Genomic DNA, 20,544 nt, shown 5'->3' with positions numbered 1-20,544 from the left:
ATGATCTTTATCCTTTTAGAAGAAGTGACCGATATACCTTTAAAATGTCCATATTCTGCCGCTGTTCTTCCAGTACTTCAGAAGCCGCCATGAATATCCTTTTTAATCGAGGAGATTCCGCTTCTTTTCCTTTACTTCTGAGTTTTTCTACAAGGTCTTTCGCAAAAGATGCAAAAAAGGAGGGCTGAAGGATGTGACGGTGGACAACATTTGGGGATAAAGACTCTACGATCTGGCCCCTGAGGTTCGGTATGTCCAGGATTTCGTCAAGAAAGTGTTCCTGAGTAACATCCCCGGGAATAAGAGAAGGGCTTTCGAAGGTTACCGAGGATGGTTCACTCTGCCAGTGAATGTCTTCAATGCTTTGCTCTAAAGGGCTTATTTTCATAAAATTTTCTCCTATAGAGGTTTTGAAAGATCCGCAAGGGCTTCCTCAAGGGAGTCATAGATCGGCATTATTTCGCCGAAACCTGTCATTTCTAAAACCTCTTTCACTGACTCCTGAGGCCTTGCCAGAGCAAGTTTTCCGGTGCCATAAAGGCTTTTGGCTCCTTTAAGAATTACCCTGAGACCGGCACTGCTCACATAATCCGTGTCCTTGAGATCAATAACTAATAGAAGAGTTCCTTTGGCGATGATTTCATCAATAGCTTTTTCACAATCGGAAGCGGTAATGGCATCAAGCCTTCCCGAAAAGGCCACAATAACGACATCTTTTTGTTGTGATACCTGAATTTGCAATCTTATCTCCTTTCAATTGAAGTTAAGAGTAATTTCCTGAGCAATCCCAGTGTTTCACTCAGGCGGGGAAAGGTAACAGATGATCTTGGAATATGCGAAAAAAAGGTGAGGCGAGAGTCCCTGGTAAGGCAAACCCCTGCTTCATTGGATCCCAGAGAACGATAAAAGGTGGACTGAAGGGCTTTTTCCATCACCTCTTTATCGAGAAAATTAGTTTCTCTGGATATGTACAGAAGAACCGTATCTTCTCTGTCTTCAATACCGATAAATGTATCACTTCCCTCCTGAAGGAGACAAAGCCCCTTTTCGTCCGTTCTTAGATTCTCGATACCCAACTGTCTTCCCAGAGCCTGGAGCGCTTCCTTTACCCAGCTCATACCTCCTCCTCTATGCATCTATCAAGGGCGTCCTGTATTTTTGAAATTAGAAGGTTTCTTTCATCATCACCGGAGAACAGCTTTAAAGGAGCTGATCTTGCGATGTTTATAAAACCCTGAAGAAAGTAAATGCGGGTAGAACTGTCCTGGAGTCCCATCTCTTGCAGAAGAGAAAGGACATTCGATTCGCTGAGCCATTTGTTGTCTTTCAGTGCAAGAAATTGACCGAGAAGCTCTCGCGGACCAAGGGCAGAGACAGCATGGAATCCTTCCTGAACCTTCTTCATAAGGGTTTCAAAAGCTCCGTGAAGATGACCTAGGGTTTCCAGATAATAGAGATCATTGAGAATTGTTCTCAGCTCTTCTTTGTCTATGCTGGAACCCCGACTATGAAGATCATTACCTACTGCTCTAATAAGATACTGGATAGCCTCAGGAAGGGACTCCCCCGGAAACCGATCCAGCACAGCCTTAAAGGTCTCCGTAGCTCCTTCGTAGTGAAGGACGGTTTTACGGTAGAAATCTCTTAGATTTTCCGTTGAATCCAGGCCTCTTTCAGCGTAGGTTTCAACGATCTGGCCCGTGTTGAAGGCGGCCCGGATAGAGGGACCCTCTTTGTCATCCAGCTCCTTTTTTGCTTCTTCTGCAAGTTCCCTTAAGGCAGGATCCCCTGTGGAAAATTCTTCAAGGACAGATAAAGCCAGATACTGGTGAGAAACCTCTCCGGAAAATTCTTTGAGGGATTCCAGAAGATCTTCTCTGGATCTCGGCGGATTCTTGAAAATTCCCTTAAGCCAGAGTTGAAATTTATCTTTGTCAAAATCTGGAAGAAGCTTACAACATTCTTTAATTCTAACTATGAGTGGTGATGGTTTTTCCTTCTCTACTCTTCTTTCTTCTGCTTTTTTCTCTACCGTTTCTGAAGCTTCAAAGGTCAGCTCTTCCGCGGCGTCTGCAATAAGGGATGAGGCATCGTCCACTACTCTAATAGCCCCTCCATCCAGCATTTCCTTTCCAGCTCTATCTACCGGTGCTTCCCCGCCGGTTCTATCAGCCTGGGAGATCCCTTCTCCTCTTAACCGCTCAAGCATGTTTTCTGCCTCCTCTCTTCTGCAAAATCTATACGGCAATACCATCCGGTTTTAAGCAAAAGGCGGACCATCTTAGTCTTTAACGGCCATGTTATAACGGATAAGTTTTTTTCTGAGGCCCTCCCGGCTGATGCCAAGCCTCCTGGCGGCCTCCGATTTATTGCCTTTTGCATCAGAAAGAGCTCTTTTTAGGGCCTCCTGCTCAATCTTCTCCAGGCTGATGGATCCGGAAGTTATGGCGGCAGGTATCACTTCTTCTGGTCTCTCTACAGAAGACGAGTTGTGTTGAATTTTTTCGCTCAGATCGGATTCAAGTATAATGGATGACGATGCAAGAGCCACGCATCGCTCTATTTCGTTTCTTAACTCTCGAATATTCCCGGGCCAGTTGTAGTTCTTAAGAAGGTTCATGGCCTCTTCTGAGAAAGAAACCTTTTCCCTTTTCATGGTCAAGGAAGAGACTTCAGCAAAATGGTTTACGAGAAGGGGAATATCCTCCTTTCTTTCTCTAAGGGGAGGAATAAATATTTTTACCACATTCAGTCTGTAATAGAGATCTGCTCTAAAACGGCCCTTTTCCACTTCTTCTTCAAGACTCTTGTTCGTTGCCGATATTACTCTCACATCTACTTTGAGGGGCTGACGACCGCCGATACGCTCCAGTTCTCTTTGTTCAAGGACCCGAAGAAATTTCACCTGACTGGCAAGAGGCATATCGCCAATCTCGTCTAGAAAAAGGGTGCCCCGGTGAGCCTGTTCAATTTTTCCCATCCGGGAGCTAACCCCGGTGGCAACCCCCTTTTCTATGCCAAAAAGCTCGCTTTCGAGAAGGGATTCCGGAAGGGCTCCACAGTTAAGAGCGACGAAGGGAAACTCTCCCCTGGAACTATCGTAATGTATGGCCTTTGCAACGAGTTCTTTCCCCGTTCCCGTCTCACCCTCAATGAGAACATTTAAAGGTGTATCCGCTACCTTTTCGATGGATCTTATCAGCCTTTGAATAGCTTCACTGGATCCAATGAGATTATTGGCAAAACGATCTCTCAAATCCTTCTTGAGAAATCGGTTCTGTTCTTTGAGAAGCTCCTGAGTTGCTCTGAGCTCCTGGTTGGCAGTCTTGAGTCTCTCGATTATCTGACGGAGCTTGAACTCTCGAGCTTCAATCTTTACCACCATTATGCCGAAAGACTCCGCTAGTTCTGTAATAGGCAGGGGATAAACACCTTCTTTTGTAAGCTCAAAAAGGGGCTTGGGATCCGGACGCTTTCCCTGGGAAATATCTTTGGTAATGCGTATTAACTCTTTAAAAAGCTCAAGGGGTATATAATGTTCTGCCATCAAATAACGACCCTATACAAAGAAAAAATTTACTTTCAAGGGGATTTCATGATATGTATGGTAAGTGTGGAAAAGGTGAATACGCATACACTCACAAAATCATATTTATTATACACTGCCTCTTAAACAAGTCTAGCTAAATCTAGCGTATAAGCCTTGAGCAATAATGGTTTTTAAATAAAGAGGTAATAATTTCATGGTTAAACTAATCCTTCCCGCGGAGATAGGACATCTTCAAAGTTTCCTTGATATTGTGGAAGGCTTTGCAAAAAGTCTATCCTTTCCCGCCTCAAAAACTCAGAAGCTTGTTTTAATTATGGAGGAGGCCCTGCTCAATGTAGTAAACCATGCTTATGGTGGGGAAGAGCCCGGTCCTGTGGAAGTTCGCTGTTGGGAAGAAGACGAATCCATTATGCTTGAGATAAGAGATAAAGGTCGTCCTTTCAATCCTGTGGATGCACCTGATCCGGATCTCACAGCAGGGGTAACAGAAAGACCGATCGGAGGCCTCGGGATTTTTCTCATAAAAAAGATCGCCGATGAGGTAAAGTATCGGCGTGAGAAAGATGAGAACATCCTTACGATGATCATTCGTAAAGAGGCTTAGCTTTCGATGTGGCTTAAATGGTTTATTTTGTTCGGGGTGGCTTTTGTCGTTGAAATTTCTCCTGGTAAAGGTTTCTCCCAGGAAATGATAACCTTTCTTCCCCAGTGGGTTCCTCAGGCTCAATTTGCAGGATATTACATGGCTTACCATAAAGGCATCTACGAAAAATACAATCTTCATGTCACCATCGTCCAGGGAGGCCCCGAGAAACCTCCCGACGAGTACCTTGCCGATGGCCGCGTTGATGTTTCCTCCCTGTGGCTCATACGAGGGATTCAGCTCAGGGATCGAGGTCTCATGATTGTCAACATAGGTCAGATTATTCAGCGGTCGGCTCTAATGCTTGCGGCAAAAAAATCGAGCGAGATAAACACATTAGAAAGTTTGAAAGGGAAACGGGTTAGCCTCTGGGATGATGTCTTCGGCGTTCAAGCGAGAGCTTTTTTTAAGAAATATGGCCTTCATGTTTTCATTCTTCCTCAGGGATATTCTGTGAATCTTTTTCTTAGGGGGATTGTGGATGTAGCCTCTGTGATGGAATATAATGAGTATTATCAGATACTAATGTCTGGTATAAATGCGGATGAACTGATTACCTTTTCTTTTGCCGATTTTGGTCTTGGTTTTCCTGAAGATGGGCTATATGTTCTGGAGAAAACTTTTGAGAAAAACCCGCAGATGTGGAATTCCTTTGTTACTGCTTCCCTGGAGGGATGGGAGTATGCCTTTTCACATCCTGAGGAGACCCTTGATGTTATAATGGATCATCTTCGTCGGGCCCATGTTCCCACCAGCCGGGTTCATCAAAGATGGATGCTTGAGAAAATGAAAAAACTTATACTGCCCGACGATGCTAGTGCCGGCGTTTTAAGGAAAAAGGATTACGAAGCCACCAGGGAGACTCTGAAAGATCTGGGGATAATTTCCTCTACGATTACTTACGATAGCTTCTACAGAGGGAAAAGGTGAGAGAAAATGAAAATGCTCCCTAAAGGTCTTAGATTTACCCTTATTGCATCAATCCTTTCTGCTGTTGGCTTTTTGTTTATTGTAATCTTTTTATGTTACTATTTTTATTCCAGGTCTATTGTTGAAGACCTGATAAGAAAAAATGCATTTCATCTTACCTCATCTACCGTGAATGAGATTGAAGTGTTTTTGCGCGGCATAGAAAAGGTGACTACAACCACTGCTATTGGTATAGAAGCTGCTGACAATACCTTCGAAGAGAGAGAGAATCTTATAAGGGAGATGGTGAAGAATAACCCGGAGATATATGGCAGTACTTTTGCCATGGAGCCTTCTTTTACGACGAGTTTTAATGGTGGAGAGGCGACAATGCTCTATGCCCCCTACTGGTATCGGAGTGATCAGGATATTCGCTTTCGTTACCTTAACTATGATTACACGAGATCGGACTGGTATCTGATGCCTAAAGAACTTCAAAAACCCTGCTGGTCCGAGCCATATTTTGATGAAGGCGGCGGTGAGTGTCTCATGACCACTTACTCAGTTCCTTTCTTTACGAATCAGGGGGAGAAAAAGGTCTTTTCCGGCGTTGTCACCGTGGATATTTCCCTTAAAAAACTTCAGGATATTGTCGAGTCAATAAAAATCGGCCGGAGTGGTTATGCTTTCATAATAAGTCAAAATGGAACCTTTGTCATGCACCCTGATGACCAGTTGATAATGAACGAGACCATATTTACCATTGCTGAGGCAAGAAAAGACAGAGCTCTACGAGAGATTGGCCGTCGCATGATTCGGGGAGAAACCGGCTATGAAGCTATAACAGACTGGAAAACAGATAAAGAGGCCTGGCTCGTTTTTATGCCTCTTCCTTCCTCAGAGTGGTCCGTGGGGGTAATTTTCCCGAAAGATGAACTTCTTGAAAACATCACAAAGCTTAACTGGATAGTAGTATTTATCGGGGCCTCAGGACTTGCTATACTCTGTATTATTGTGGTTCTGGTAAGTAATTCTATAACCCGTCCTCTTATTACCCTTTGTAAAGTAACCGATGAAATTGCCCAGGGTAATCTGGAGGCATCCCTTCCGGCTGTATCTTCGGGAAATGAAATTGCCTTGCTTGCCTCTTCTTTTGCTTCGATGCAAGAATCTCTTAAAGGTTACATTCAGGAGCTTTCCAGAACCATTGCAGAAAAAGAGCGTATTGCAAGTGAGCTCACAATTGCCAGGGAAATCCAGATGGGAATTCTACCAAAAGTCTTTCCACCCTTTCCGGATCGAGAGGAATTTGACATTCATGCGGTCCTTCATCCAGCCCGAGAGGTGGGAGGAGACTTTTATGACTTTTTCTTCACTGAAAAAGATCGCTTCTGGGTAGCTGTAGGGGATGTATCGGGTAAAGGGGTTCCTGCTTCTCTCTTTATGGCAGTAACGAGAACTCTCATCAAGGCAAAAGCTAATGGGGCAACTTCACCGGGGGTGGTCCTTGAGGCGGTAAATCGGGATCTCAGTGGTGACAATCCTTCCCTTCTTTTTGTAACTATTTTCTTAGGTATGCTCGACACCAGAACGGGTCTTTTTACTTACGCAAATGGCGGTCATAATTCCCCCTATCTTACTAATGGTAAAGAGGTAAAACCCCGGCAGCTTCCCACCACGAAAGGACTGGCCCTGGGAGTCCACGATGGTTTTAAATACCGGGAAGGAACGGTTAAGCTGGAACCTGGTGATATAATCACATTTTACACCGATGGGGTAACGGAAGCCGTCAATGAGAAGGGGGAATTTTTTTCAACGGTAAGGCTTGAGTCTCTTCTTGAAAACTTTAAGGGAACCTCGCCGAAGGTAATAGTTGAAGAGCTTCTCAGGAATATAAAAGATTTTTCTGGAAACGCCCCTCAAGCTGACGATATTACCATAATGATAATGAAATTTAATGGTTTTTAGAGGCAAACAGATGTCGCTGATAATAAAAATACTGAGCGGATCCCACAGGGGGGCTGAACTCCTCTTAGAGGACGGAACCTATGTCCTGGGGGGGAGTGACCTCTGTGATATTATTCTAGCCGATTCAGATATTGTCTCCAATCACTGCACTTTAGATGTAAAGGGTGATACCCTCTCAATTACAGTCCTGGAAGGGGCTGTTTCTAACGGCACCAGAGAGTTTGCAAAGGGTGAAGTTGTCTTGATATCACCTGGTACTTTTGTTCGCTTTGGCATGACTGTAGCGTATGTTTTTCGTGAAGGTGATTCTTTAGAAGACCTTTCGATTCCTAACATCTGGAGCAGGGAAGAAGCTTCTGTAGAAGAAAACAAAGAAACTTCTATAGAGAATGAGAAGGAAGGTGAAAAGGAGATAAAATCCGAGTTACCGAAAGATAAAAATATATCCTTTCCTGGAAAGTGGACACTACTGGTCGGAACTGCTGGATTGACAGTAGCTATAATCTTTTTGGCCATATTTTTTCTCTCTTACAAAGGGAGAGGAGAAAAGGAAAAGGCTTTTCCTCCTGTGGTGCAACCTGGAGTTGAAGAAATTCAAGCTTTTATTTCCTCCCAGGGCTATCCCTTTGTGCGCGTGACCTCTAAATCGGCTGGTCTGTTTAGAGTAGAAGGTGTGATTGCATCTGACGAAAAGAGGATGCAACTGAAAGAGATCCTGGCAAATAAACCCTATCCCATTCAGTCTCAGGTGGTAACCGTAAAAGAAGTGGAGGATCTTGTAAAGAGTATGCTTGCTCCGTCAGTTATTGGCGAGAGCTCTGTTGATGTGAGCGAAGATGGAAAAATCCTTATCTCCTGTATCCTTGAAGATTCTAAGGAGGCCGAAAAAGTTCGTCAGAGGATTCAAAGTGAAATCTCTTTTATGGATTTTCTATCTCTTGAATGGAAGATCCGCACCATAGAGGAAATGGAAAGGTATCTGGAACAGATCTTGAAAGAAAATTATTTTGAAGGGTTAAAGATAACGCGAGAAAAGGATTATCTTTTAATTAGTGGTTCTATTTCTGAGAGCAGGAAAGATCAGTATCGGAAGCTCATTAAGGAGTTTGAAAATCGCTACGGTGCTGGTTTTCTTAAGGAAGAAGCAAAAATAGAGGTAATGACGCCACCGCCTCCTCCTGCTCTTAATATAGAGACGGTGGCAATAGGTTCAAACAGTTTTATTATAACTTCTTCCGGTCGGAAGATAAGGGTAGGAGAAGAGGTGGAGAATGGCTACACCGTTGAAGGGATCGAAGAGAACAAGGTGGTTCTCCGTTATAGCGATGGAACCAAGAAGGTCATTCCGGTGCAGCCGACCGCTGTTATAAAGTATAGTTGGTGAAGGTCCTGCCAACATTTGAGTCACCTGCCAACATGAGAGGCACTCAATAGGGGGCATGTCCTTAAGCTTGTAAAAACAACAAGGTAGAAAGGAGTAAAAAATGGGTATTTCACTGGACAGTCTTTATGGCAAGATGTCTGATTTTGTGGGGAAGGCAGAGAGTAATCTGGAAACCCACATGAACACCATGGATCCTAACGACAGTGCAGATATGTTGAAACTTCAGATGCTTACCCAGAAGTGGACCATGGCGACCAATCTCTCGACGAACATGATGAACACTCTGAAGGAGATGACCAAAGAGGTGGTGCAGAACATTCGCTAACTAAAAGGAGGGATTTCTGATGGAGCAGCAAGAGGAGCTATTTCTGGAGCTTGAGAAGCAGCTTCTGAATGACGATAAAGGTGTCCTGAGGCAGGAACTGGAGGACTATCTGGAAGAATGGCGTCTTAAAGTGAAAAGGCACATGGACAAAGGGCTTCCCGTAGATGAATTCAACCAGTTTCAGCAGGTTGAGACGGCCCTTTCGCGAGCAAAAGATGTTTTGCAAAAAACATGGTCTGCTTTTCATCCTGAAGGGCTGAAGTAAACACTGTTGCTGAGGGAGAATAAATATGGAATTTGAGAGCCGGCTTGTTAAAATATTGATGGAACTTGGGATGATGGCCAGCGGATACCACTGGAAGGATGATGCTGAAAAGATTTTCACGGGTCTAAGGGTTATGAGACCTCAGGCAGAAGAGCCCTTTATAGGTCTTGCCCTGATGTGGATGATGGCTGGAAGTAACGATGAGGCCGTTCAGATTTTGAAAAATGAAGCCCTTTCCCGTCATCCCGAAAGCGAGGTTGTAAAGGCTTATCTGGCTCTTGCTCTCAAACTTTCAGGCAGAACTAGTGAAAGCGAGCAGGTAGCCCGGGAGCTTATTGCCGCAGGCAAGAATGAAAAAGCCCTTCAATTTGTCGAGAATCTCTTAAAGGAGATGTAAGCGACTGGTATGAAGGTTTTAAAGAAGGTAAACAAGCATGATAGAATCTGTTCAAACAAAGAAAATTGTAGAACAGGGAATTGAAGAAGCAGGGAAGGGGGCATCTTCAGAGAAGCTCTCCACGCCAAAAGAGGGGGATGTAGAAAAATTTGAGTCTGCCCTTTCCCAGGGTGTCTCGGGGGAAAATCATGTAGAGACGACAAAAATTCCTTCTCAGCAACCGGAAGCAATTTCTCCCGGGGATAAAATTCTTCGATCTCTGGATGCGCAAAGAGAGTCCTTTGAAGGATATGTTAAAGAAATAGATCAGGCTCTCGGTAGAGCTACAGAGGATAAAAATGTATCTCCTGCAGAACTTTTAGGCCTTCAGTGGAAGCTTCAGCAGGCAAGTCTTGAGCTTGAGGTTACTACAAAGGTGGTGGAAAAGGGTAATGAGGGGGTTTCAACCCTTCTTAAGAATCAGGGCTGAGATGAAAGTAAAAGGTCTTATGGCAAAGGGGCGAATGCTGGGAGTGGTGTTCTGGTGGCTCTCTCTTTTATTTCTGCTTTCTGGGTGCAAGGTTGAACTTTACACGAATCTTCAGGAAGAAGAAGTCAACGAGATGATGTCTCTTCTTCTCAGGCATAATATCGCCTGTGAAAAGGTTCCCGGCCAGGAGCAGACCTTTACGCTTCTCGTTGATGAAAAGAAAATAGCTACATCTCTTGAACTCTTTCGAGAATACGGTTACCCAAGGCCGAAGTTTAAAAACCTGGGGGAAGTGTTTAAGAGAGAGGGCATGGTTTCTTCTCCTATGGAAGAGAGGGTTCGCTTTATCTACGCCCTTTCTCAAGAGTTGGCCGGAACTATAAGTAACATTGATGGAGTTCTTTCTGCCAGAGTTCACATTGTTTTACCAGAGAATAACCCTTTGAGTGACAAGACTCTTCCCTCAGCGGCCTCTGTTTTTATAAAGCATCGTCCTGAGCTGGATGTGGCCTCCCTTCTTCCGAAAATCAAATCTCTTGTGGCTCACAGCATTGAAGGTCTTAGCTACGATAGGGTAGCCGTTGTTCTTGTGGAATCCCAGAGTACTACTTCAAAAGCAGCTTCTTCTCCCGAGACCAGGCCGCAATCAAGTACAGGGATGTTCATACTCCTCGGGGTAGCTTTACTTTTATTAGGTTTTACAATGGGAGGGCTTGGCTTTTACCTTGTTGCTCGAAAAGGTTTTTTTTATCCTAAAAGAGGTTTGTCCTCTGATTCCTGAGGGAAAAGAAAATGTCTTACTTAAAGAAACTTCTTAAAGAAAATCCCTCTCTTTTGATGACCATTGTTGATTATCACTTTTTCCCCTTGAGGTCAGCCCATCCGGATCATGGAAGAATTTTTTTTGGTGAAGAGAACCCCCTTTTGGGTCATCTGGCGGAAAAGAGTCTTCGCTACGAAAGATGTGTAAATCGCCTTGTTTTGAAATCTCTGAAATGGGAAGAGGACCTGCATCATTTTGAACGACGGGAAAAACGACTTCTTTTAACGGATAGTTTATTTCTGGAGGAAGCAGTTTTTGCAACGGGCCTTGTTATTTACTCTGGAGAAATTGCTAAGGAAGTAAGAGGCGATCGGGTTAGAAGTCTTAAGAAGCAGCTTGGTCAAAAGTGGTATTATTTTGCTTTGAAAAAGGTGCCTTTTTTTTTCGCTCCACTGGAATTTGAAGTTTCTCTTCCTCATGATTTATCCGATTTTTCTAAGGAGTGTTTCCGCCAGGGATTTTCTCTCTGGAAAAGGGTTCTGGAACCTGCAGGTCCTGGATCTTTTGAGAGACTCCTTATAAAGCTTTCTTCCCATCTTTCTGATGAGGGAGGCACAGTTTCTCCTTTTCCAATTTCTCAGGAAAAGGCTTTCAGTGTCGTAAGACGGGTTGTAAAGAGCCTGGAAGGAGGAGCAAAATGGCTCTCTCTTTTGCAATAAAAAAAGGCTCTGTAATTCTTTCGCCGGATAAGAAGGTGCTGAAAGCCCGGGAATACCTGACATTTGTTGAAGCTTCCGGGCTTATCGCTGCTGCTGAAGAGGAAGCGAATCGCATTGTTTCTGAAGCTCAAGAGACCGTAGAGGCTATCCGGAAGAAAGGATACCAAGAGGGCCTTATGGAAGGTAAGCAAAAGATTGCAGAGAAGATGTTTGAGACGGTTCAGAAGACAGTGGATTACCTGGCTTCTTCTGAAGAAATGCTCTGCGATATCGTAATTAATGCTGTAAGACGAGTAATTGGTGAGTTTGACGATAGAGACCTGGTTATACGGATTGTTCGAAACGCCATGGCTGTAGTGAGAAGCCAGAAACATGTGGTGATAAAAGTTTCGCCTCAGGATGCCGAGTTTGTTAAAATGGAAGTAAACAGTCTCTTACAACAGTTTCCTGCTGTTGAATTTATTGAAGTGGTATCAGATAGTCGTCTTGCTCCAAAGAGTTGTATTCTGGAAAGTGAAATGGGCATTGTTGACGCCAGCGTTGAAGTTCAGCTTAAAGCCCTTCGCAACGCCCTTATGAAGACGGTTAAAAAAATGACCTGAGTGGTTCGGGAGACGGATTATGCTGGATGTGTCAGAACTTTTTCGTAATGCTCTAGCGGAGACCCAGACCGTTGAGACGAAGGGTCGTGTTGTTGAAATTATTGGAACTATCATAAAGGCAATAGTTCCTGAGGTGAAAATAGGCGAAATCTGCCTTCTCAGGGATCCCGGCTCTGGCAAAGAAGTTCAGGCGGAGGTCGTGGGTTTTGCAAAGCAAATGGCTCTTCTTACGCCCCTTGGAGACATTTACGGTCTTTCTCCTCATACAGAGGTGATTGTCACCGGACGAGCTATGATGGTTCCTGTGGGGCCTTCTCTTCTGGGAAGGGTTCTTGATGGAAGTGGTCGCCCTGTGGATGTGGACCTCAGGGGTCCCTTGACTCCCGAGACATTTTATCCCGTCTACGCGGATCCCCCTAATCCCCTTGCTAGAAAGATCATTTCGGAGCCCCTTCCCCTTGGCATCCGCGCCCTTGACGGCCTTATTACCTGCGGTATAGGGCAGCGCATGGGCATCTTTGCTGCCGCCGGTGGAGGAAAGAGCACCCTTCTTGCCATGCTTGCAAAGGGAGCGGAAGTAGATGTTACGGTGCTGGCTCTAATAGGAGAGCGGGGCCGTGAAGTTCGGGAATTTATAGAAAAAGACCTGGGACCTGATGGACTTGAAAGATCTGTGGTGGTTGTTTCTACCTCCGATCGTCCTTCTATGGAGAGACTTAAAGCAGCTTATGTGGCTACGGCTATTGCCGAGTATTTCAGGGATCAGAATAAAAGGGTTCTCCTTCTTATGGACTCAGTAACCCGCTTTGCCAGAGCCCAGCGAGAAATCGGCCTTGCTGCGGGGGAACCTCCTACCCGCCGGGGTTTTCCTCCTTCAGTCTTTGCAACACTTCCGAAATTGATGGAGCGAGCCGGTTATTCCGACAAAGGTTCTATTACGGCCCTCTATACGGTTCTTGTGGAAGGGGATGACATGACGGAGCCCATCGCGGACGAAACGCGATCCATCCTGGATGGTCATATCATTTTGAGCCGGGCCCTTGCTGCGGCAAATCATTATCCTGCCATAGATGTTTTGGCCAGCACCAGTCGAGTTATGGGTGCGGTGGTATCGAAGGAGCATAAAGCTGCGGCCTCCCGTCTAAGAGAACTCCTTGCAAAATACCAGGAGGTGGAGCTTCTTGTTCGTATCGGCGAATACAAGAAAGGAGCAGACCCCCTTGCGGATGAAGCCATTGGGAAGATTGAAGAGATTCGAAAATTCCTGAGACAGGGGACCAACGAGAAAAACTCTTTCGAGGAAGTTGTCTCATGGCTTATTAAACTTGCAGGTTCTTCACGATGAAATATGTCCTCGATGATCTCCTTCGTATTCGCCTGTTGAGGGAAGAAAGGGCCGAAAGGGAATTGTTAATGCGACGGCAGGAATTGAACAATGCAATAAGGTTCCTTCGGGAACGAGAAGAGGATCTAGCTCGGTACAGACTTTGGCGGCCCCTTGAAGAAGAAAAACTATTCAAAGAGGTTCAAAACAAGCTTGTAAAACGGGAAGATGTGGAAAACCTTCGGATAAAGATAGGACTTCTTCGAGAGAGGGAGATAGCAAAAGAGGGGGAGGTTCAGGAAGCAAAAAGGAAACTTCAGGAAGCAGAGAATCTTTTTAATAAAGCAAAAAATTCCTATCGAGAAGCCCTTCAGGGGAGACAGAAGATAGAAGAACACCGGAAAGTGTGGCTTCTTGAGGCAAAAAAGCAGGAAGAAGAGAAGTCAGATAAGGAATTAGAAGAGTTTTCTTCAACTATAAAGGTGGAGTTTTAAATGAGAATTTTACCTCTAGAACCCGATAAAAATCTCAAAGAGGGAGGAATAACCTTACCTAAAGAAGGACAAAGAGAGGACCTTGAGAAGACCTCGAAGGATTTTTCTTCCCTTCTTGAAGGGACTTCTTTTTCGGAAGAATCGCCGGAGGGAGATCCATTAGAGCCCGGAGCGTCAGAGTTTTCTTCGACAGGGGAGATTCCTTTAAAAGAAATGAAGGGAGAAGAAAAAAAGGCTCCGGAAGGTCTTTTAAGAAATTTTTTACCTTTTTCCCCCGAAGGAGAGAATGAGCAAAGGATTGGATCAGAGAGACAAAATGTTTCTATGACGGAAGCATCAGGAGAGGACAATCCTCCAGGAGGGAAAGGGGCTACTCTGGTTGAATCTCTTGGTAAGGGTTTCCTTGGTGAAAATTCCGTGCCGGTAGAAAGCACAAAGAAAGACATCCCCTCTTTTCAACAGGAGCAGGTTTTCAATGGTGTTGAATTGAATCAGGAGAATGCCTTTATGATGGGTGTATCAGGAAAGGGTAATCCTCGGGAAGGTAAGGATACCATCATCTCTGGCATGCTCGACAAGAACTTTTCCGGTGAGACATCCTCGCCAGTGGATACCACCGGTGGCAAGTTGTCCCTTTCCAGACAGGAACAGGAGCCCGATGATGTGGTAGCAGAGGCTGTTCTTCAGATGAATCGCTTTTCAACTATGGTTTTTTCTGAAGTTTCCCCATCTGTTCAGAAATCTCAGGGAGTTGGCTCCCTTCCGGAACCAGTCAGGAAAATGGTAGAGCGCATCCTTGTGGAGGTTCCCGACTCTTCTAACAAGCAGGAGGTGCGCATATCCCTGAGTAATGATGTCCTTCCGGATACAGAAGTGCGGCTGGTGAGGGAAGATGGGGTTCTGAAAGTAAAATTTGTAACGGGATCTGAGGATGCTCATCGGCTGCTTTCACCAAACCTTTCATCTCTTAAGGATCAGCTTGAGAGTCGGCAGGGGGATACCGTTATGGTTTCTGTAGAGATGAGAAAAGAAGGGGAAAGGGAACAGAACGAGGGACGCTCAAGACAGCAACGGTCGGTGTGGGAGGAATACGAAGGGTAGGTGAGGGGAACCACTTTGAAAGTTCTCACTTTTGAGAAGATTAATGCCAGAGATGTGGATGGCTGGAATAAGATATGCTGTGGTCACTTCCGTTTCTCCTGGTTAGGTGAAGTCTTTCGGCTTCGCCTGTATCCGGCTCCGGAAACGAACATGAAAAGTCCGCTCTGGACCCTTAATGTTGGAAGTTCCGAAGCTTTGGGAAGCTTCTATTTCAGTGAAAGGCTTATAAAAAAACATATAGCCAGCACTCTCGGGAAAAAAGAGGAGGAGATTACCTTCATTCCCGATGAGGTGCGGGAAATAGCCGTGGAAGTTATAGGGGAAGAGCTTCTGGAGAAAGGAGGAAAAGTCCTGGGACTGGAATTTTCAAGACGGCAAACCCTGACGGCTCAAGGGGACGAGCCAAAAAAAATTCCTTACTACAGGCTTAGGGTAGAGATGATCTCGGAGAGAGAAGGAGATGTTACAGGAGAAGGGAAGTTTTTGTTGGACCCCCAGGGATTTCATGAAATTGCTTCAAGACTATCTCGTCTTCCCCGAGAGAAGACCTATTTTACTCGTTCCATCCCCTTTTTTGTAAGATTTGTGGTGGGAGAGACGATCCTTCCTCTGGAGGAACTCAAAAACCTTGAAGTCGGTGATGTAATCTTTGTGGAGAGAGACTATGGCATCGGGAATGGCCGTCTCCTGATTGTATCAGAGGGGAACCTTTTCTGGGGCGAATACGGTGATGATGGGAAGATCGTTGTCGTGAAAAAGAAGGAGCTGGTAATGAGCGATGAAGAGAAATCGAAGGAAGTAAAACCTGAGCAGATCTCCCTGCGCGATGTGGAGGTAGAGGTTCAGTTTTCCGTTGGGCGAAAGACGATGACCCTGGAAGAGCTGGAAAATATTGGAGAAGGGTACATTTTTACTCTTGAGACCCCCCTTTCCAGAATAGTGACCATTTTGGTCAATCGCCGTCCCGTTGGCTTTGGAGAGTTAGTTGAGGTTGACGGTCGCGTTGGTGTCCGGGTAACAGAACTGAACAGTAATCTCTCTAAAGAGTAGTTTTATGCAGGATCCTTATTTTCTCGTCGTTGTTTTAGCGGGTCTTTCCCTGGCGCCTTTCGTGGTGGTGATGGTAACATCCTATGTCAAGCTTGTGGTAGTTTTTTCTCTTATCAGGAATGCTCTAGGGATTCAGCAGATTCCCCCAAATATGGTAATTAACGGGCTTGCTGTTATTCTGAGCATATACATTATGGCCCCCGTGGGTTACGAAGTATATGGGGTCCTTCAGAAACTGCCTGCAGAAAAGGTTACCTTCCAGCACTTAAAGGAAATCGTTCCTGAGGCATCAGAACCCCTCAGAGAATTTCTATCTAAACATTCGAAAGAAAGGGAACGACAGTTTTTCCTGAAATCGGCCCGAAAAATGTGGCCCAAAGAGAAGTCTGAAAAGCTTGAAGAAAGAGACTTACTGGTGCTTATTCCATCTTTTGCCGTTGGTGAACTTACATCGGCTTTTCAAATTGGTTTTCTTCTCTATCTTCCCTTTATTGTGATTGATCTTGTTATTTCTAATATTCTCATGGCCATGGGCATGATGATGGTTTCTCCCATGACCATCTCGCTGCCCTTTAAACTATTACTTTTTGTTCTTTTAGATGGCTGGACCAAGCTCATCCATGGTCTTGTCTTGAGCTATGCCTGATGGGGAAAAGCTGATGGGTCATTCATCTATTCTGGAATTTACCAGTCATGCTCTGATACTCGTTTTGCTCCTGTCTCTTCCTGCGATCATTGTGGCTTCCGTAGTGGGTCTTCTTGTAAGTCTTGTCCAGGCCCTTACGCAAATCCAGGAACAGACTCTCTCCTTTGCCATTAAGCTCATTGCGGTAATTGCCGCTATAATTTTTTCAGCTCGCTGGGTTGGCTCGGAAATTTTTACTTATGCTCTTAAAATTTTTGACCTTTTGCCGATTCTAGGGCGATGACGGAAGGATCTGATTTCCTTCGTTTTCTCATTATTACGGCTATCTCGACAGCCAGAATGCTTGCCTGTTTTACCATTCTGCCTTTTCTCGGGGGAAACATTTTACCTCCTTATATTAGAAATGCCCTTGTCTTTGCCCTCTTTACCGTAACGTATCCTCTCGTGGCCCCTTCGGCTCCGGCGCATCTTTCCTATCTTGCGGGTTTTATCCTTCTAATGAAGGAGGTGCTGGTGGGTTTAATTATTGGTTTTACTGTAGGACTTATCTTCTGGTCTGCAGAAATAGTTGGCTTTCTGGTGGACAACCAGCGGGGCTCCAGTATGGCAAGCGCCCTGGATCCCCTTTACGGGGAAAGTAGCTCTCCCCTCGGGGTTTTATTACTTCAGATGGTTACGGCTCTTTTTTTTGCAACGGGTGGTTTTCTGGTGTTTCTTGACGGAATTTTTGAAAGTTATCAATTCTGGCCTGTCTTTGACTTCTTTCCATCCCTTGAAGGTCTCTCTCCTGTTTTTTTCCTTGGTAAAGTTGATCAGCTTATGAAAACATCGTTTTTGCTGGCAGCTCCCTTTCTTATTGCAATTTTTATCGTTGATCTTGCCCTCGGTGTCATCAATCGCTTTGTTCCACAACTGAATGTCTTTTTCCTTTCAATGCCTGTAAAGAGCGGCATAGCAAGTTTTTTGTTTGTTCTCTATCTGACCGTTATCGCCTCCTACTACATCGAAAGTGGTGAAAAGATTGACCACATCATTGATCTTCTAAGGGAGTGGATAAAGTGAGCGGAGAGAAGACAGAACAGCCCACCCAGAAACGCCTTAGAGATGCCCGGAAGAAAGGACAGGTAGCAAAGAGTAAGGAAATAGCCTCGGCCTCAAATATCATTGGCGTTTTTCTTTTTATGTGGCTTTTCCGGGAACACTACCTTGATTCGCTACAGACCATGATTACTACTGCCGCAAGCTGGTCGGTTAAACCCTTTGATGAAGCCTTTTCATTCTTGGTCCATGAGCTTGCCATTACTTTTGTTAAACTTTCCTTTCCCCTTCTTCTTCTGGTCATTGTCCTTGATATAGCATCGAACTTCTTTCAGATTGGTTTTCTCTTTGCTTTTGAAACGGTCAAACCTGATCTCAAAAAGCTTAACCCTGCCAACGCTTTCAAGAGGATTTTTTCAAAAAAAAATCTTATAGAGTTTGTGAAGTCAATTATAAAGATAACCTGCCTCTTTATTGTGGTCTTTTTTGTTCTTCGGATGGTCCTTCCCGCTTTGATAAGTTCTCCCTATGGAGAAGTATCTTTTATTTTCGATCTTTTGAAAGCAATCCTTAAGCCCTTTATCATATACCTTTCCATGGTGCTGATAATTCTTGCGGCAGGGGACTATTTTTTTCAAAAGCGTCAGCATCTGAATGAATTGAAGATGACCAAACAGGAAGTAAAACAGGAGTATAAAGAAATGGAAGGAGACCCTCATATTAAAAGTAAGCGCCGCCAGCTTCATCAGGAGCTTCTTACAAAATCCATGCTTCAGAATGTAAGAAAAGCAACGGTAGTAGTCACCAACCCTACCCACATTGCCGTAGCCCTCTTTTACGATAAGGACAAGACAAAGCTTCCCGTAATTGTAGGGAAGGGCGAAAATCTTCTGGCCAGGCGTATTGTTGAAATCGCAAAGGAGGAAGGTATTCCCATCATGATGGATGTTCCCCTGGCTCACGATCTCTTTGAAAGAGGAACCCTCGACGACTATATTCCTTCAGACCTTATAGAGCCTGTAGCACAGGTTTTAAAGTGGGTATATCAGATCACATCCTCCTCTCAGTGATGTGGTGCGATAGGGCAGTTGGTGGTGTTTCATTAATTGTGCCCGCTTGACAATAGGGGTAAGAGAAGGCTTTCCTCCTGGTGAGTATCACTAACCCTAAAGAATGAAAGCCCTATGAACGAAGGATATAGCCAGAAAAGCTCACCAGGATTCCGAGAAGCCATTTCTAAATTCAGGAAAGCCTCTCCCCCTGCAGACACACTTGACTAAACACTATGGAATTTTATCTGGACAGGAAGGAGAGAAAATAGTGTCAAGTCGGCTGATTGAAATATTTGAAGATGTGGAACTTGTAGAAAAAATTAAAAGGCGGTTGTCCTACTTATTTCAACTTGCAGAATTAGAGAATTCAAGAGCAGGTAAAATTGGAATGGAGATTGGTTCTGTTCGTGAGAGAATAATAGTTGCCTTACTCATCTATAAATTTGGAGAAGAGAATGTAGATGCTGAAATTCCTATTACTCAGGCGGAAGTAGACGTTAAATTGTTTGGTGAGCCAATATCGGTAAAGACTGTAACGGGTAAAAACTTTGGGGGAGTCAAACTAATATGGACTGTAGATGCAGAAAAGGCAAAAGAGTTTCGCGAAAATTATTACCCTAGTTGTGATATCCTGCTCGCTCAAATTAAATGGAAAGATATAGGAGGATTTTACTATATTCCATTAGAAGTTCAAAAGAGAGTTTTTGATGAAATAGGTCGAGAAAGATATATTAAACTTCCTAAATCCGGAGCAAACCCAAGGAGTGTTGAAATTACCAAAGAAGCATTGTTGGCATTATCTGAAGATGTGGAGACTAAAAGTATAGAAATATACTGGCAAAGATCAGAAATGGACGCTAATATTTATAAGAGATGGGTTGACCTGTGGGGAGAAGAATAGTGGAGCACAATAAGAAGAAAATTAGCACCCAAACAAGTGCTTTTGGTTCTCCAGGAAGGGTTAGTCACAACTCTACATATTTTTATACAAGCAGATTGTATGAGGGACTGCCAGGGGAACAGGCAGGGAGGTATGTGGAAAACCCAATTCCCGATGGGTTTCTTGACAGAATTTTTTGCAAAACAAGCGAAAATATGGAAGAGTTGCCGGATAACAGCGTACACCCTGATGATTACATCTCCCCCTTATAATGTGGGGAAGGAATACGACAGGAACTTTTCTCTTAATGAGTATAGAGAATTTTTGAAAAGGGTATGGGCTGAAGTCAAAAGAGTCCTAGTTCCCGGTGGTAGAGCATGCATAAATATTGCGAATCTGGGAAGAAAACCATACATACCCCTCCATGCTTTTATAATTGAAGATATGATGACCCTTGGATTTCTAATGCGAGGGGAAATCATCTGGAACAAAGCTTCAGGTAGTAGCCCTTCTACCGCTTGGGGAAGCTGGCTTTCTGCTAAAAATCCTGTGTTAAGAGATGTTCACGAATACATCCTGGTTTTTTCCAAAGCAATGTTCTCAAGGGAGAGTCTGGGAAGAAAAAGCACGATTTCAAGAGAGGAGTTTCTTGAGTTTACAAAGAGTGTCTGGACATTTCCAGCTGAGTCTGCAAAAAGAATTGGACATCCTGCGCCTTTCCCGGTCGAACTGCCCTACAGGTTGATCCAGCTTTACTCTTTTGAGGGGGAAATTGTTCTGGACCCCTTTATGGGGAGCGGACAAACCGCGATTGCTGCAGTAAAAACAAAGCGCCGCTACGTTGGGTACGAGATAAACGAAGATTATGTTAAACTGGCAGAAAAAAGAATAAATGGTTTGTATGATTTCAGACAACTAAAGATTAAGACGTTCTAAAAAGCTTTGCATATTACTGTCTTTTCCGC

Annotated in this window: 26 protein-coding genes; 21 read left to right on the top strand and 5 right to left on the bottom strand. The window is 44.3% G+C overall.

The window, feature by feature from the left end; genetic code table 11:
* Nucleotides 1–7: 7 nt before the first annotated feature.
* The 5 genes from WHS38_09445 to WHS38_09425 form a co-directional block, all read right to left on the bottom strand.
* Nucleotides 8–388 (bottom strand): hypothetical protein, encoded by a 381-nt coding sequence (locus tag WHS38_09445; protein MEJ5301198.1) that lies wholly within the window; start codon nt 386–388, stop codon nt 8–10.
* An 11-nt stretch (nt 389–399) separates the two neighbouring features.
* The gene (locus WHS38_09440; protein ID MEJ5301197.1) at nt 400–741 is read right to left on the bottom strand and encodes an STAS domain-containing protein; all 342 of its coding nucleotides are present in this window, start codon (nt 739–741) and stop codon (nt 400–402) included.
* A gap of 2 nt (nt 742–743) precedes the next feature.
* Nucleotides 744–1,118: a CesT family type III secretion system chaperone gene (locus WHS38_09435; protein MEJ5301196.1), complete on the bottom strand. Its 375-nt coding sequence runs from the start codon at nt 1,116–1,118 to the stop codon at nt 744–746.
* The gene (sctW, locus tag WHS38_09430; GenBank protein ID MEJ5301195.1) at nt 1,115–2,209 is read right to left on the bottom strand and encodes a type III secretion system gatekeeper subunit SctW; all 1,095 of its coding nucleotides are present in this window, start codon (nt 2,207–2,209) and stop codon (nt 1,115–1,117) included. The genes WHS38_09435 and sctW overlap by 4 nt, the downstream gene beginning before the upstream one ends.
* A gap of 72 nt (nt 2,210–2,281) precedes the next feature.
* Nucleotides 2,282–3,547: a sigma-54 dependent transcriptional regulator gene (locus tag WHS38_09425; protein ID MEJ5301194.1), complete on the bottom strand. Its 1,266-nt coding sequence runs from the start codon at nt 3,545–3,547 to the stop codon at nt 2,282–2,284.
* 196 nt (nt 3,548–3,743) lie between these two features.
* Between WHS38_09425 and WHS38_09420 the strand changes: the two genes are divergently transcribed.
* From WHS38_09420 to WHS38_09320, 21 genes are all read left to right on the top strand, one after another.
* Nucleotides 3,744–4,154 (top strand): ATP-binding protein, encoded by a 411-nt coding sequence (locus WHS38_09420; protein MEJ5301193.1) that lies wholly within the window; start codon nt 3,744–3,746, stop codon nt 4,152–4,154.
* A 6-nt stretch (nt 4,155–4,160) separates the two neighbouring features.
* Nucleotides 4,161–5,123 (top strand): ABC transporter substrate-binding protein, encoded by a 963-nt coding sequence (locus WHS38_09415; protein ID MEJ5301192.1) that lies wholly within the window; start codon nt 4,161–4,163, stop codon nt 5,121–5,123.
* A 6-nt stretch (nt 5,124–5,129) separates the two neighbouring features.
* The gene (locus WHS38_09410; protein MEJ5301191.1) at nt 5,130–7,070 is read left to right on the top strand and encodes a SpoIIE family protein phosphatase; all 1,941 of its coding nucleotides are present in this window, start codon (nt 5,130–5,132) and stop codon (nt 7,068–7,070) included.
* Between the two features lie 10 nt (nt 7,071–7,080).
* On the top strand, nt 7,081–8,454 hold the full coding sequence (gene sctD, locus WHS38_09405) for a type III secretion system inner membrane ring subunit SctD (GenBank protein ID MEJ5301190.1): 1,374 nt from the start codon (nt 7,081–7,083) through the stop codon (nt 8,452–8,454).
* Nucleotides 8,455–8,554: 100 nt separating this feature from the next.
* Nucleotides 8,555–8,779 carry an EscF/YscF/HrpA family type III secretion system needle major subunit gene (locus WHS38_09400; GenBank protein MEJ5301189.1) on the top strand — a complete coding sequence of 75 codons (225 nt, stop codon included), beginning with the start codon at nt 8,555–8,557 and terminating at the stop codon, nt 8,777–8,779.
* A 19-nt stretch (nt 8,780–8,798) separates the two neighbouring features.
* Nucleotides 8,799–9,044, top strand: a complete 246-nt coding sequence (locus WHS38_09395) for an EscE/YscE/SsaE family type III secretion system needle protein co-chaperone (GenBank protein MEJ5301188.1) — start codon at nt 8,799–8,801, stop codon at nt 9,042–9,044.
* A 25-nt stretch (nt 9,045–9,069) separates the two neighbouring features.
* Nucleotides 9,070–9,441 (top strand): HrpB1 family type III secretion system apparatus protein, encoded by a 372-nt coding sequence (locus tag WHS38_09390; protein MEJ5301187.1) that lies wholly within the window; start codon nt 9,070–9,072, stop codon nt 9,439–9,441.
* Nucleotides 9,442–9,478: 37 nt separating this feature from the next.
* Nucleotides 9,479–9,910 carry a type III secretion system inner rod subunit SctI gene (gene sctI / locus WHS38_09385; protein ID MEJ5301186.1) on the top strand — a complete coding sequence of 144 codons (432 nt, stop codon included), beginning with the start codon at nt 9,479–9,481 and terminating at the stop codon, nt 9,908–9,910.
* 1 nt (nt 9,911) lies between these two features.
* On the top strand, nt 9,912–10,691 hold the full coding sequence (gene sctJ, locus WHS38_09380; GenBank protein MEJ5301185.1) for a type III secretion inner membrane ring lipoprotein SctJ: 780 nt from the start codon (nt 9,912–9,914) through the stop codon (nt 10,689–10,691).
* 11 nt (nt 10,692–10,702) lie between these two features.
* Nucleotides 10,703–11,392 carry a SctK family type III secretion system sorting platform protein gene (locus WHS38_09375; GenBank protein ID MEJ5301184.1) on the top strand — a complete coding sequence of 230 codons (690 nt, stop codon included), beginning with the start codon at nt 10,703–10,705 and terminating at the stop codon, nt 11,390–11,392.
* Nucleotides 11,371–11,994, top strand: a complete 624-nt coding sequence (locus WHS38_09370) for an HrpE/YscL family type III secretion apparatus protein (GenBank protein MEJ5301183.1) — start codon at nt 11,371–11,373, stop codon at nt 11,992–11,994. Before WHS38_09375 ends, WHS38_09370 begins: the two co-directional genes overlap by 22 nt.
* 19 nt (nt 11,995–12,013) lie before the next feature.
* Nucleotides 12,014–13,339: a type III secretion system ATPase SctN gene (sctN, locus tag WHS38_09365; GenBank protein ID MEJ5301182.1), complete on the top strand. Its 1,326-nt coding sequence runs from the start codon at nt 12,014–12,016 to the stop codon at nt 13,337–13,339.
* A complete protein-coding gene (locus WHS38_09360; protein MEJ5301181.1) occupies nt 13,336–13,812 on the top strand; it encodes a YscO family type III secretion system apparatus protein in 477 nt (158 codons plus the stop codon). The genes sctN and WHS38_09360 overlap by 4 nt, the downstream gene beginning before the upstream one ends.
* On the top strand, nt 13,813–14,913 hold the full coding sequence (locus WHS38_09355) for a type III secretion HpaP family protein (protein MEJ5301180.1): 1,101 nt from the start codon (nt 13,813–13,815) through the stop codon (nt 14,911–14,913).
* 15 nt (nt 14,914–14,928) lie between these two features.
* Nucleotides 14,929–15,963: a type III secretion system cytoplasmic ring protein SctQ gene (gene sctQ, locus WHS38_09350; GenBank protein ID MEJ5301179.1), complete on the top strand. Its 1,035-nt coding sequence runs from the start codon at nt 14,929–14,931 to the stop codon at nt 15,961–15,963.
* A gap of 4 nt (nt 15,964–15,967) precedes the next feature.
* Complete coding sequence (gene sctR, locus WHS38_09345; GenBank protein MEJ5301178.1) at nt 15,968–16,609, top strand: type III secretion system export apparatus subunit SctR; 642 nt, start codon at nt 15,968–15,970, stop codon at nt 16,607–16,609.
* Between the two features lie 13 nt (nt 16,610–16,622).
* On the top strand, nt 16,623–16,892 hold the full coding sequence (gene sctS, locus WHS38_09340) for a type III secretion system export apparatus subunit SctS (protein ID MEJ5301177.1): 270 nt from the start codon (nt 16,623–16,625) through the stop codon (nt 16,890–16,892).
* Nucleotides 16,889–17,671 (top strand): type III secretion system export apparatus subunit SctT, encoded by a 783-nt coding sequence (sctT, locus tag WHS38_09335; GenBank protein MEJ5301176.1) that lies wholly within the window; start codon nt 16,889–16,891, stop codon nt 17,669–17,671. Before sctS ends, sctT begins: the two co-directional genes overlap by 4 nt.
* On the top strand, nt 17,668–18,717 hold the full coding sequence (sctU, locus tag WHS38_09330) for a type III secretion system export apparatus subunit SctU (GenBank protein MEJ5301175.1): 1,050 nt from the start codon (nt 17,668–17,670) through the stop codon (nt 18,715–18,717). Before sctT ends, sctU begins: the two co-directional genes overlap by 4 nt.
* Before the next feature lie 250 nt (nt 18,718–18,967).
* Complete coding sequence (locus WHS38_09325; protein ID MEJ5301174.1) at nt 18,968–19,600, top strand: ThaI family type II restriction endonuclease; 633 nt, start codon at nt 18,968–18,970, stop codon at nt 19,598–19,600.
* A gap of 99 nt (nt 19,601–19,699) precedes the next feature.
* A complete protein-coding gene (locus WHS38_09320; GenBank protein MEJ5301173.1) occupies nt 19,700–20,515 on the top strand; it encodes a site-specific DNA-methyltransferase in 816 nt (271 codons plus the stop codon).
* The last annotated feature ends 29 nt before the right edge of the window (nt 20,516–20,544 follow it).

Source organism: Thermodesulforhabdaceae bacterium, from assembly GCA_037482015.1.
Classification (GTDB): domain Bacteria; phylum Desulfobacterota; class Syntrophobacteria; order Syntrophobacterales; family Thermodesulforhabdaceae; genus JAOACS01.
The sequence above is the reverse complement of the archived record's forward strand: the minus strand, read 5'-3'. Positions and strand labels throughout refer to the sequence as shown.